The sequence below is a fragment of the Aureimonas sp. Leaf324 genome (genome assembly GCF_001423245.1).
In the GTDB taxonomy this organism is placed as follows: Bacteria; Pseudomonadota; Alphaproteobacteria; order Rhizobiales; family Rhizobiaceae; genus Aureimonas.
This window is the reverse complement of sequence record NZ_LMOH01000001.1, coordinates 95,021-107,800: the sequence shown is the minus strand read 5'-3', so window position 1 is coordinate 107,800 and position 12,780 is coordinate 95,021. Positions and strand designations below refer to the sequence as shown.

Below are 12,780 nucleotides of genomic sequence, written 5' to 3'. Positions count from 1 at the left end.
GCGCCGCTTGCGGCGCCGCTCCCGCGGTCGGTGCGAAAACCCCTTTCGCACCGACCGTCTCGACAGGCGCACAGAGAGGGTCGGAAATCATGTCCAGCGTCGAACCGACCGCGAACAACGCGGACGCCGTCGCCCATTTCGCCGAGGGACGGCGCTCGCCGCTGCGGCGGCTGCAGCACCTCCTCCACCAGTATCCGACCATCGTCCCCTTCGTGGTGCTGGTGGTCGGTCTCCTGATCTTCAGCGCGATCGTCGGTCCGCGCTTCTTCCAGCCGTTCAACCTGTCTCTGATCATGCAGCAGGTGACGATCATCGCGGTGATCGGCATCGCGCAGACGCTGGTGATCCTGACCGCGGGCATCGACCTGTCGGTCGGTGCGATCATGATCCTTGCGACCGTCGTCATGGGCCGGCTGGCGGTGATGATGGGCGTGCCGGCGGAACTCGCGTTCTGCATCGGCCTCGGGGTCGGGTTCGCCTGCGGCTTCCTGAACGGCCTCCTGATCACCTACGTCAAGCTGCCGCCCTTCATCGTCACGCTCGGCACCTGGAGCATCTTCGGCGCCGTGTTCCTCTGGTACAGCGGCTCGCAGACGATCCGCGCGCAGGAGGTGGCCGCCGAGGCGCCGTTCCTCCAGCTCACCGCCACCGCCATCCAGGGTGGCGGAGCCCGGCTGACCTTCGGCACGGTGTTCACGCTCCTCGTCGCCGCGGTGGCCTGGTACATCCTCAACCGCACCGCTTTCGGCCGCCACGTCTATGCGACCGGCGACGACCCGGAAGCCGCGCGCCTTTCGGGCATCGACACGCGCCGCGTGCTGCTTGCCGTCTACTCGCTGTCCGGCGTCATCTGCGCGCTGGGCGCCTGGGTGCTCATCGGCCGCGTCGGCGCCATCAGCCCGACCTCGGGCGGACAGGCGAATCTCGATTCCATCACCGCCGTGGTGATCGGCGGCACCTCGCTCTTCGGCGGGCGCGGCTCGATCGTCGGCACGCTCATCGGGGCGCTGATCGTCGGCGTCTTCCGCAACGGCCTCGCCCTCTCCGGCCTCGACGCCCTCTGGCAGGAGTTCGCGGTCGGCATCCTCATCATCGTCGCCGTCGGCCTGGATCAGTGGATCCGCAAGGTCTCGGCCTGACCACCCTTCGCCCGCTCATCCGCATTCTTCGGAGCCCATCCCCATGACCACCGCCAAGACCATGGACCTCAAGCTCGCCCGCATCCGGCGCGGCGACTACACGCCCAAGGACTTCATCATCGCCGACGCCAAGGACGGCGACATGGCGCTCGGCGTCGGCGTCTCCGGCCCGGAGCACGATGCCGATGGCAAGCCCACTGGCCGCATGCGCCCGCTCAAGGTCTATCGCGACGCGATGGAGGAGATGGTGAAGTCGGGCCTCGTCGATATCATGCTGACCTCGCTCTCCTCGGCCGAGCACCTCCAGTCGCGCGGGGTCTATGCCGACACGGATGTGACGTCCGCCGTGCGCCTCAACGACGGCAGCGACATCTGGCACTGGCGCGGCGCCAACTACAAGCACCTGCCGACCGTGCCCTTCCGCACGGCGCGCCTCGACCGCGTGAAGCCGGTCTCCGACCTCGGCCTCTATGCCGTGACCTTCTTCAACGAGCTGGATCAGGACCTGCGCACGATCGAGGCCTATGCCAAGTTCCGCGACGAGGCGTCGGCGGCGGGCGTGCGGCACTTCCTCGAAGTGTTCAACCCGCAGTTCGAGGTGAAGGCGCCGGGTTCGGACTTCTACACCTACAACAACGACTTCATTGCCAAGATCCTCGCCGGCGTGTCGAAGCACGATCGGCCGGAGTTCCTGAAGGTCGTCTACAACGGCCCGAAGGCGACGGAAGAGCTCGCCTCGTTCGATCCCGGCAACCTGATCGTCGGCATCCTCGGCGGCGCCTCGTCCACCAACCGCGATACGCTGGAAATGGTGAAGCAGGCCGAGAAGTACGGCGCGCGGGTCGCCCTGTTCGGCCGCAAGATCTTCTTCGCCGAGGACTCCAAGGCCATCGTGCGCGCCATGCGCTCGGTGATCGAGGACGACGTCTCCTCGGAAGAGGCGACCAAGGCCTATCACGACCAACTGCAGAAGAACGGCATCCGGCCGAAGAAGTCGCTGGAAGAGGATCTGGAGATCACCGATCCGTCGCTGAAGATGGGAGCCTGACCCCATGTCCGCAGGGCAACGGCGCGGCTTCCTGACCGGGGGAACCTGGTGCGCCGATCACAACAAGCTCCTCGACCGCTGGCCGGTCGAGGAAACCGTCACGCGCATCCTAGAGGAGAGCGTCGAGGGCGGCGGATCGGCCTGCAACTTCGGCATCGACATCCGGCGGCTGGACCCGTCGATGCCGGTGGCGACCATCGGCTGCGTCGGCGACGACGAGGACGGCCGCATCCTCCTGCGCTATGCTGACGACAACGGCATCGATCGCACGGGCATGCGGGTGATCGCAGGCGGCCGGACCAACTACACCGACGCCTACAGCACGCGCGACACCGGCAAGCGCACGCACATCTTCCACCAGGGCACGAGCGCCCTCCTCTCGCCCGACCACTTCGACTTCGCGGGCACCTCGGCCCGTATCTTTCACCTCGGGCTGCCGGGCATCCACGACGTGATGGACAATGCCTGGAAGGGCGAGGTGAACGGCTGGGTGGCGACGTTGAAGGCGGCGCGCGCGGCGGGCCTCGAGACCAACTTCGAGCTCCTGCAGATTGCGCCGGAGCGCCTGCGCGAACTCGCCGAGCCGTGCCTGCTCCATCTCGATACGCTGGTGATCAACGACTACGAGATCGGCGCGATCACCGGCTCGCAGACGACGCGCGACGGCGAGACCGATATCGCGGCCTGCGAGGCGGCGGGGCGGCAGATCATGGAGCGCAGCTCCGTCAAGGTGCTCGCCATCCACTTCCCGCGGGCGGCGATCGCCTTCACGCGGGACGGGGCGGTCTACCGCCACCCGTCCGTGAACGTGCCGCAGTCCGAAGTGCGCGGCGCCAACGGCGCGGGCGACGCGTTCGCCGCGGGCTTCATGTACGGCCACCATGAAGGCCGGCCGGTGCCGGACTGCCTGAAGCTGGCCCATGCCAGCGCGGCGGCCTCGCTTCGCAGCGTCGGAACGACGGGGAGCGTCGAGACGGCCGAGCGGTGCCTCGCCCTTGCGGACGACTGGGGCTGGCGTTCGATGCCGGCCGCCTGAGGATCAGGCCCGGCGGCTACTCGGCCGCCGGGCGCTCTTCCCGTTCGATGTCGCCGTGCAGCCGCTCCTGCGCGTCGTTCAGGCGGCGATAGGCACCATTGACGGCCATCAGTTCGGCGTGGCTACCGAGTTCCGCGATCCGTCCGTCGACGACCACCGCGATGCGATCGGCATGGCGGATGGTGGAGAGGCGGTGGGCGATGACGAGCGTCGTCCTCCCCTCGGCGAGTTCGGCGAGCGAAGCCTGAATCGCCCGCTCGCTCTCGGTATCGAGCGCCGACGTCGCTTCGTCGAGGATGAGGATTTCCGGGTTCTTCAGGAACATGCGCGCGATCGACAGGCGCTGCTTCTGTCCGCCCGACAGTTTCACGCCGCGCTCGCCGACGACCGTATCCAGTCCGTCCGGTAGAGCGGCGATGGTCTCGGTGAGGTGCGCGCGTTCGACCGCCTCGATGATCTCCGCCTCGCCGGCGTCGAGACGCCCGTAGGCGACGTTCTCGCGCACCGTCCCGCCGAACAGGAAGACATCCTGCTGCACGATGCCGATGTGACGTCGGAGCGAGGCGAGCGTCAGGGAGCGAATGTCCTGCCCGTCGACGAGGATCGCACCGGCGCTGACGTCGTAGAAGCGCGGGACCAGCGAGCAGATCGTGGTCTTGCCGGCGCCGGACGGGCCGACGAAGGCGATGGTTTCGCCCGCTCGGATGTCGAGGTCGATCCCCTTGAGGACGGGGCGCGAGTCCTTGTAGGCGAAACGGACGTCCCGGAAAGCAATCGCGCCCGTGACGCTCGCCAGCGTGCGCGCATCCGGCGCGTCGGCGATCTCGGGCTTGGTGTCGAGAAAATCGGTGTAGCGGCGGAAGCCCGCGATGCCCTTCGGGTAGGTCTCGAGCACGGCCGCGATCTTTTCGACCGGACGGAAGAACACGCCGACGAGGAGCAGGAAGCCGACGAAGCCGCCGTAGCTGAGCTCACCGGCCATCACGTACCAGGTGCCGGCCAGCATCACGATGACCTGTGTCAGGCGCATCGTCAGATAGTTGAGCGCCTGGCTGACGGCCATGATGCGGTAGGCGTCGAGCTTGCGCGTGCGATAGCCCGCGTTGTTGCGCGCGAACAGGTCGCGCTCGTGCGCCTCGTTGGCGAAGCTCTTCACCACGCGGATGCCGCCGACATTCTCCTCGATGCGCGCGTTAAAGTCGCCGATCGAGCCGTAGATCGCCTGCCATGTCGTGGTCATGCGGCTGCCGTATCGGGTCGTGACCCACGATCCGACCGGCACGACCACCGCCGTGATGAGAGCCAGTTCCGGGTGAACGGCCAGCATCAGGAAGAAGGCGCCGATGAAGGTCATCACGGCGATGAAGAGGTCTTCCGGGCCGTGATGGGCGACCTCCCCAATCTCCTCGAGGTCCTTGGTCAGACGCGCCACGAGATGGCCGGTCTTCTGGTTGTCGAAGAAACCGAACGACAGCGTCTGGAGATGTTCGAAGGCTTTGCGCCGCATCTCGGTCTCGATGTTGATGCCGAGCATGTGGCCCCAGTAGGTGACCACGGCCATCAGACCGGTGTTGAGGACGTAGATCGCGAGCAAGCCTGCCGACGCGAGGACGATCATCCCCCAGTTGCCGCTCGGAAGAAGGTTGTCGACGAAAACCTTCACCGCGATGGGGAAGCCGAGTTCGAGAAGACCGGCCAGCACGGCGCACGAGAAGTCGAGCAGGAAGAGCCCGCGCCACGGGGCGTAGTAGGAAAAGAAACGCGCGAGCATGGCATCCTCATGGACCGGACGCGCGGCTTGTGGCGCGACGCCCGGTCTCCTTAGCGCGGACCTCGAGGCCCATCGCGCGTCGTTTAGAAAACCTGACTTCCGTCGTCAAATTTCCGATCGGGCGATCAGTCGAAGATGACGCCCTTCTTGAAGATGAAGCAGCCGTGCGGCCGGGCTTCGCTGGTCCGCACGACGGCATAGGCGCTCTTGGCGGCGTCGTAGAAGGCGAAGCGCTCGACCCGCTCGATCGCGATGTCCTTGCCCTCGGCCTCGTTCACCACGGCCTGCATCTCGCTGTGCACCTCGGGCACGGCGTCGGGATCGCCGACCACCGCCATGAGGCGCACCGGCGCGTCGACATAGGAGTCGAGCGGGAGCAGCGACAGGATGGCGCGTGCGGCTTCCGTGGTGCCGATGCCCGACAGCTGGACGCAGGTGCCCGTGACGGTCTCGGCAGCGGTCGATTCGGCGGGATAGTTGCGATCGACCAAAACGAGATCGTCGCCGTGTCCCATCTCGGCAAGGATGGTGAGGAGTTCGGCCGTGATGATGGACGGAATGTTCTTCAGCATGGAAGCACCTCAGCTTTTCGATACGGGTTTGGAGCGCATGCGGCGGACGGTTTCGCGCTCGGCGCGGCGGGCGCGCACCGGGGGGAGCCCCGCGTCCATCAGTTCGAGATCGTCGAGAAGGATGTCGCCCATCCGCTTGAAAACGCGATCGAGCGCGCCGGCACGATGGGCGGACAGAAGCATGTTCGGCGTGCTTCGGACGGGATCGTCCGCCGCCGGCGGCTCCTCGGGGAACACGTCGGTCGCGACCTTGATTTGCCCGCTCGCGGCCGCCTCGCGCATCGCGTCGAAATCGACGATGCCGGCGCGACTGAGAAGGACGAACGCCGCGCCCGGCTTCATCGAGGCGAAAGCCCTGGCGTCGAAGAGGTGCTGGTTGTCCGCGGTGACCGAGGCCGTCACGAAGACCGTGTCGGACTTGGCGAGAATGTCATCGAGCGCGGTCGCCTTGGCACCGTGATCGGCGATGGTGGAGGCCGGCAGCCAGGGATCGTAGACCCGCACCTTGGCACGGAAGCCCGCGAGCAGGCGGTTCAGGCAGCGGCCGAGATCGCCGAAACCGACGATGCCGATGAGCGAGCCGGTGAGAAGCTGGGCCGCCCCGTTGCCGTCGAGGCCCCACACTTCCTCGCCGCGACGGAAGTCCGCGTCGGCTTTCGCGATCTGCCGGTGCAGCGAGAGCGCCATGCCGAGCCCCATCTCGGCCACCGGCTCGGCGAACACCGAGCTGGTGATGAGGACGTGGATGCCGCGCTCGAAGCAGGCGGCATAGGGCATGTTGTCGGTGAAGTTGCCCTCGACGTTGACGATGGCCCGAAGGTTCGTCATCGCCGCCAGCAGGGCATCCGAAATGTCGGGCTGACCGACGAGGTAACGCGCGCGCGCCAGCACTTCGGCCGGCAATGCGTCGATCTCCCCGCTCGTCGTCTCGACGAGTTCGTAGCGCTCGCGGAACTCCGACAGCGCGTCCGGCGTGAAGATCATGTCGAGGTCGCGCGGATGCGGCGCGACGATCACCAGGGGCCGTTCGCTCATTCGTCCTCCCCGAGGCCCGGCAACGGCGCGGCCTCTTCGAGCTTCCGATAGCGGCGAACGCGCCCGATCTCAAACGGCTTCTCCGTTCGTCCCCCATGATCGCGCCGTTTGCGCGGCGCCCTGCGATCGCGCTACGCCGACGCATTCGGCACCATCGGGAGGAAACGGACATGACGAGCGCCATTCTGGTCGACGCAGCGCAACTCGAGGCCAGCGTCAGGGCAGCCCTTCGGGGCGCCGGCGCCTCGGACGAATCGGTCGAGGCGACGACCCGCGCGCTAATGCACGCCTCGCGCGTCGGCGTCGACAGCCACGGCGTTCGCCTGGTCCCGCACTACTGCAAGGTGATGGCGGGCGGGCGGGTCAACCCGCGCCCCAACGTGACGGTCAAGCGCACCGCGGCGGCGACTGGCACGGTGAATGGCGACGACGGGCTCGGTCATCTCACGAGCTACCGCGCCGCCGCGTTCGCGGTGGAACTCGCCCGCGAGAGCGGCATCGGCGCGGTGGGCGCGGTCCGGTCCTCGCATCTCGGCGCGGCGGGCGCCTATGCCGTGGCGATCGCGGAGGCCGGCATGATCGGGTTCGCCACCACCAACACCGATTCGGTGGTCGGCCTGTTCGACGGCACGAAGGCCTTCCACGGCACGAACCCCCTCGCCTTCGCAGCGCCGGTTACCGGCGAGAAGCCATGGCTTCTCGACATGGCGACCTCATCGATCCCGATGAACCGCGTGCTCCTCTATCGCTCGCTCGGTCAGACCCTGCCCGAAGGCGTCGCGGCGGACACGTCCGGCTACGCGACGCGCGATCCGCATGCGGCCGAGATGCTCCTGCCGCTCGGTGGGGAAGGTTACGGCTTCAAGGGCGCGGCGCTGGCGGGCGTCGCGACCCTCCTCACCGGCATCCTCAACGGCACGACGCTGGACCACGACTTCATCCCGATGGTCGGCGACGTCGATGTTTCGACGCCGCGCAACATGGGCCACTTCTTCCTGGCGATCGATCCGCAGCGCTTCGCCGGCGCCGCGCTCTTCGCCGAGGGCATGCGCCGTTATCTCGACGCCCTCCGATCCGTGCCCCCGGTCGAGAGCGGCCGGGTCATGGCGCCGGGCGATCGTGAATGGGACGTCGAGACGCGCCGCGCGGTCGAAGGCATTCCGGTCGATCCCGACACGGCCCGCTTCCTCGGCTTGGCAGGCAAAGCTTAACGCGGCTTGACGTGACCGGTGCGCCCAGCCACACTCTGGCCAATTGGTCAGATCAATTGGCCAGCGCGAGGCTTGGGAGGGCATCGCACCATGCCCCTCAAGGCCATCGAACCGCGTCGCCTCTACCGGCAGGTCGCAGACCAGCTGCGGCTCCTCATCGAGTCCGGTGAGTACGGGGTCGGTGATCGCATGCCGACCGAGCGCGAACTGGCCGAGCGGCTCGGCATCTCGCGCCCCACGGTGCGCGAGGCGCTGATCGCGCTCGAGGTCGAAGGTCGCATCCGGATCCGGGTCGGCTCGGGCATCTACGTCACGGCGCCGCCGGCGACCGAGCCGGTGTCGGATGAGGTGGAGGGGCCGTTCGAGCTTCTGCGGGCGCGCGAGCTGATCGAGAGCGCGCTGATCCGCGAGGCCGCGGCCAAGGCCACCGCCGCGGACGTCGCCGTCCTCGACGCGATCCTCGGCCGGATGGAGAACGGCGACCATCCCTCCCCCGAGACGATCGCCGTGGACCGGGAATTTCACGTGGCCGTCGCCGGCATCCTTGGCAACGCGGTCATCACGCGCTTCATCGGAGAGCTCTTCGACCAGCGGATGACGCCGTACTTCGCCCGGCTGTCGGAGTATTTCGAGACCGGGCAGACCTGGCAAGTCGCCTATGCCGAGCACCGCACGGTGCGCGATGCGATCGCCGCCGGCGATCCCGCGGCAGCCGAAGCCGCGATGCGCCAGCACCTGCGCCAGTCGCAGGTCCGTTTCCAACATAGTTTCGGCGAGGACGCCGGCATCGGGAAGGCCGTCGGGAGGACGCCGGCCACACCTGCAACGCGGCGCGCGACGAAGGCCGGCGCCGGACCCAACGGGAGGAACCACACATGACGACCAAGGCACCCTGGGTGCTCGCCGCCCTTGCCGTCGCGACCTTGATGTCGGGCACGGCGCTCGCGCAGACCAAGCTGACCTGGGGCCACGTCTACGAGGTGACCGAGCCCTTCCACACAGAATCCGTCTGGGCGGCCGAGGAGATCAAGAAGCGCACCGACGGGCGCTACGAGATCAACGTCTTCCCGGCGTCGCAGCTCGGCAAGGAGGCCGATCTCAACCAGGGCCTGACGCTCGGCACGGTCGACATCATCATCTCCGGTTCGAGCTTCGCCTCGCGCGAGTTCACCCCGATCGGCGTGACCTACTACCCCTACATCTTCCGCAACCCGGAACACCTGCTGGCCTATACGAAGAGCGACATCTTCCGCGAACTTGCCAAGGGATACGAGGAAGAGTCCGGCCATCACATCACCGCCGTGACCTACTACGGCACGCGGCACACGACGGCGAACAAGGACATCAAGACCTGCGCCGATCTCGCGGGCCTCAAGATGCGCGTGCCGGACGTGCCGGCCTATCTGGCGATGCCGCGCGCCTGCGGCGCCAACACCGCGCCGATCGCCTTCGCCGAGGTTTACCTCGCGCTTCAGAACGGCACGGTCGAAGCGCAGGAGAATCCGCTGACGGCGATCGAAGCGAAGAAGTTCTACGAGGTTCAGAAGACGATCGCCCTCACCGGCCACATCGTCGACCACCTCAACACGGTGGTGTCGCAAAGCCGCTGGGCCTCGCTGTCAGACGAGGACAAGACGATCTTCACCGACGTGATGCTCGAGGCCGCCGAGCGGGCCACCAAGATCGTGCAGCAGCGCGAGGCGAGCCTCGTCCAGACCTTCAAGGACAAGGGGCTGAACGTCGTCGAGGTCGACAAGGCCGACTTCGAGAAGAACGTGAAAGAGAAGGCGCCGCTCGAAACCTACGGCTACCGCCAGGCCGACTACGACGCGATCCGCGCCGTCCAATAAACCTCGCTGGTCCGCCGCGCTTCCCGACCGGAGCGCGGCGGCTCGCCTTATCTCCGAAGAGCCGAACGACAGGCGGAGCCTCGCGCGCCCGCCAGGGAGCCGTCATGGCCGCAGAGCATCATACCCAGACGACCCCCGAAGAGATCGCGCACGCGTTCGAGGACGAAAGCCCGACCGCCGACCTCAGCCCCTATGCCTTCGAGGACTGGCTAACGCTGCTCGTCTTCTGGGGCATGGCGGTCTGCGTCTTCCTGCAGTTCTTTACCCGCTACGTCCTCAACAACTCTCTCGCATGGACCGAGGAGATCGCGATCAACTGCCTGATCGTCGTCGTCTTCCTCGGCGCCGTCGCCTGTGTGCGCATGTCGCGACACATTCAGGTGGACGTCCTCTACCACTACATTCCGGCGGGCCTCGCCCGCGCGCTCTCGACCTTCGTCGACGTCCTGCGCATCGCCTTCTTCGCCTACGCCGCCTACCTCCTCTGGCGCTACGTCAACATCGTGTCGCGCGAGCGGATGGTCACGATCGACCTGCCGCGCTCGATCATCTTCTGGACCGTGTTCGCCGCCTTCGTGCTGATGCTGCTGCGAGCGATCCAGGTCGCCTGGGGGAACTGGCGGCGGGGCTATTCCGTGCTCGAGCGCCCCGGCGCATTCGACGGCCTGGGAGAGTAAGCCATGTTCGTGCTGATCGGAGCCTTCCTGGTCCTCATGGTGGTGGGCGTTCCCGTCGCCGTCTCGATGTTCGTCGCCTCGGGCCTCTACCTCGCCGTCTACGGCGTCGCCCCGGACATCATCATCGCGCAGCGGATGATGGCCGGCGTCGAGAGCTTTCCGCTGCTGGCGGTCCCCTTCTTCATCCTCGCCGGCAACCTGATGAACATCGCCGGCGTCACCGGCCGCATCTACGCCTTCGCTGTGGCGCTTGTCGGCTGGATGAAGGGCGGCCTCGCGCAGGTCAACATCATCGGCTCGGTGATCTTCTCGGGCATGTCGGGCACCGCGTTGGCGGATGCCGCAGGCATCGGCACCATCGAGATCAAGGCGATGAAGGACCACGGCTATCCCGTCGAGGCCGCCGTCGGCGTCACCGCCGCCTCGGCGACGCTCGGGCCGATCTTCCCGCCGTCCCTGCCCTTCGTGATCTACGGCATGATGGCCAATGTCTCGATCGGCGCGCTGTTCATGGCCGGCATCATCCCGGGCGTCGTGATGACCGTCCTGATGATGCTGACGGTCGCGGTCTTCGCCTACCGCAAGGGCTGGGGCGCCGACACGCCCTTCGAGATGCGCCGGCTCCTGTCGGCCTCGATCGAGATCCTCGTCGTCGCGAGCTTCCCGATCTCGGTCTACGTGCTCGTGCACCTCGGCCTGTCGCTCAACCTCTCGGTGCTGATCGCGCTCGCCGCACTGGTGGCACTCGACTGGTACTACGACTTCTCGGCCGTGATGGCGCTGATGACCCCGGTCATCCTGATCGGCGGCATGACCATGGGTTGGTTCACGCCGACGGAAGCCGCCGTCGCGGCGGTGATCTGGTCGCTGTTCCTCGGCCTCGTGCGCTACCGCACGATGACCTTCCGCACGCTGGCCAAGGCGAGCTTCGACACGATCGAGACGACGGCCTCGGTGCTCTTCATCGTGACCGCGGCGTCGGTCTTCGCCTGGCTCCTCACCGTCAGTCAGGCGGCGCAGCTGATGTCCGATGCGATCCTGTCGATCACCGACAACCCGGTCGTCTTCCTGATCCTCGTCAACATCCTGCTCCTCGTCGTCGGCTGCTTCCTCGACACGATCGCCGCGATCACCATCGTCGTGCCGATCCTCTTGCCGATCGCGCTGCGCCTCGGCATCGACCCCGTGCATTTCGGGCTGATCCTGACGCTGAACCTGATGATCGGCCTTCTCCACCCGCCGCTCGGCATGGTGCTCTTCGTCCTGTCGCGGGTGGCCAAGCTCTCGGTCGAGCGAACGACGATGGCGATCCTGCCCTGGCTGGTGCCATTGTTCCTCGCCCTTCTGGTCATCACCTTCTTCCCCATAGTAACGCTCTGGCTTCCGACTCAGATGGGACTGATCCAATGACGACCGCGCGCGCAGCGACCATCTTCAGCGCAGAGGACCTTCGGGTCGTGGACCGCGACCTCGGGGATCTCGCCCCCGGCCTCGTTCGTATCCGCTTCGGTGCCGGCGGCATCTGCGGCTCGGACATGCACTACTTCCGCCACGGCAAGACGGGCGACTACGTCGTGCGCGAGCCGCTGGTGCTCGGCCACGAGATTTCCGGCGTGGTCGAGGCCGTGGGCTCCGAGGTGACCGGTCTCCAGCCGGGCACGCGCGTCGCGGTGAACCCGTTCCGTCCCTGCGGCCATTGCCCCCGCTGCCGCGAAGGACGGGCGAATCTCTGCGAAAACGTCTTCTTCATGGGCTCCGCCTCGAAGAACCCGCATATGCAGGGCGGCTTTTCCAGCTTCTTCGATACGACGCCCGGCCAGTGTGTGCCGGTGCCGGACCACGTCGCGATCGAGGCCGCCGCGCTGGCCGAGCCGCTGGCGGTCTGCCTTCATGCCGTGAAGCGTGCGGGCGATCTGACGGGTAAGTCGGTCGCGATTGTCGGCGCGGGACCGATCGGCCTCTTCACGCTCCTGTCGGCCCGTCTGAAGGGGGCCGGCCGACTCACCGTCGTCGACATGGCGGCCGCCCCGCTTGCCTTCGCGACCAAGCTCGGCGCCGACGAGGTGATCGACCTGTCGAAGGATGACGAGGGCTTCTCGAAGATCACGCCGCCAGACGTCGTGTTCGAGGTATCCGGCACGCCGGCAGGCCTGTCCTCGGCGATCCAGAACGTGCGCCGCGGCGGCATAGTGGTCCAGGTGGGCAACCTCGCCGCGGGACCGCTGCCGATCCCCGCGAACTCGGTCATGTCGAAGGAACTCGACCTTCTCGGCTCGTTCCGCTTCGACGTGGAGTTTGCCGAAGCGGTCGGTCTGATCTCCGAGGGCAAGGTCGACGTCCTGTCGATCGTCACCGCGCGCCGGCCGCTGACCGATGCGCCGGATGCTTTCCGCCTGGCGCTCGATCGCAGCCAGAGCGTCAAGGTCGTCCTGACGGCCTGA

At 67.1% G+C, this 12,780-nt stretch carries 12 protein-coding genes; 9 read left to right on the top strand and 3 right to left on the bottom strand.

Annotated elements, in window-relative coordinates; genetic code table 11:
- The first annotated feature begins 89 nt into the window (after positions 1–89).
- Genes ASF65_RS00585 through ASF65_RS00575 form a run of 3 tightly spaced genes read left to right on the top strand, consistent with a single transcriptional unit; the run spans position 90 to position 3,223 of the window.
- Positions 90–1,139 (top strand): ABC transporter permease, encoded by a 1,050-nt coding sequence (locus tag ASF65_RS00585; RefSeq protein WP_055883627.1) that lies wholly within the window; start codon positions 90–92, stop codon positions 1,137–1,139.
- A 43-nt stretch (positions 1,140–1,182) separates the two neighbouring features.
- The gene (locus tag ASF65_RS00580; RefSeq protein ID WP_200939987.1) at positions 1,183–2,187 is read left to right on the top strand and encodes a hypothetical protein; all 1,005 of its coding nucleotides are present in this window, start codon (positions 1,183–1,185) and stop codon (positions 2,185–2,187) included.
- 4 nt (positions 2,188–2,191) lie between these two features.
- Positions 2,192–3,223 (top strand): carbohydrate kinase family protein, encoded by a 1,032-nt coding sequence (locus tag ASF65_RS00575; protein WP_055883623.1) that lies wholly within the window; start codon positions 2,192–2,194, stop codon positions 3,221–3,223.
- Between the two features lie 16 nt (positions 3,224–3,239).
- Here ASF65_RS00575 and ASF65_RS00570 read toward each other — a convergent pair whose 3' ends face one another.
- From ASF65_RS00570 to ASF65_RS00560, 3 genes are all read right to left on the bottom strand, one after another.
- Positions 3,240–4,994 carry an ABC transporter ATP-binding protein gene (locus ASF65_RS00570; RefSeq protein ID WP_055883619.1) on the bottom strand — a complete coding sequence of 585 codons (1,755 nt, stop codon included), beginning with the start codon at positions 4,992–4,994 and terminating at the stop codon, positions 3,240–3,242.
- Between the two features lie 125 nt (positions 4,995–5,119).
- Positions 5,120–5,566, bottom strand: coding sequence for an RbsD/FucU domain-containing protein (locus ASF65_RS00565; RefSeq protein ID WP_055883617.1), 447 nt, complete (start codon positions 5,564–5,566; stop codon positions 5,120–5,122).
- Positions 5,567–5,575: 9 nt separating this feature from the next.
- Positions 5,576–6,601, bottom strand: a complete 1,026-nt coding sequence (locus tag ASF65_RS00560; protein ID WP_055883614.1) for a hydroxyacid dehydrogenase — start codon at positions 6,599–6,601, stop codon at positions 5,576–5,578.
- A gap of 170 nt (positions 6,602–6,771) precedes the next feature.
- Between ASF65_RS00560 and ASF65_RS00555 the strand changes: the two genes are divergently transcribed.
- The 6 genes from ASF65_RS00555 (at position 6,772) to ASF65_RS00530 (ending at position 12,780) form a co-directional block, all read left to right on the top strand.
- Positions 6,772–7,812 carry an Ldh family oxidoreductase gene (locus ASF65_RS00555; RefSeq protein ID WP_055883611.1) on the top strand — a complete coding sequence of 347 codons (1,041 nt, stop codon included), beginning with the start codon at positions 6,772–6,774 and terminating at the stop codon, positions 7,810–7,812.
- A gap of 90 nt (positions 7,813–7,902) precedes the next feature.
- Entirely contained in the window at positions 7,903–8,691 is a 789-nt protein-coding gene (locus ASF65_RS00550) for an FCD domain-containing protein (RefSeq protein ID WP_055883608.1), read from the top strand.
- A 47-nt stretch (positions 8,692–8,738) separates the two neighbouring features.
- Positions 8,739–9,662, top strand: coding sequence for a sialic acid TRAP transporter substrate-binding protein SiaP (locus ASF65_RS00545; RefSeq protein WP_244486537.1), 924 nt, complete (start codon positions 8,739–8,741; stop codon positions 9,660–9,662).
- 104 nt (positions 9,663–9,766) lie between these two features.
- On the top strand, positions 9,767–10,339 hold the full coding sequence (locus ASF65_RS00540) for a TRAP transporter small permease (RefSeq protein ID WP_055883602.1): 573 nt from the start codon (positions 9,767–9,769) through the stop codon (positions 10,337–10,339).
- Positions 10,340–10,342: 3 nt separating this feature from the next.
- The gene (locus ASF65_RS00535) at positions 10,343–11,749 is read left to right on the top strand and encodes a TRAP transporter large permease (protein WP_055883599.1); all 1,407 of its coding nucleotides are present in this window, start codon (positions 10,343–10,345) and stop codon (positions 11,747–11,749) included.
- Complete coding sequence (locus ASF65_RS00530) at positions 11,746–12,780, top strand: L-idonate 5-dehydrogenase (RefSeq protein WP_055883596.1); 1,035 nt, start codon at positions 11,746–11,748, stop codon at positions 12,778–12,780. The genes ASF65_RS00535 and ASF65_RS00530 overlap by 4 nt, the downstream gene beginning before the upstream one ends.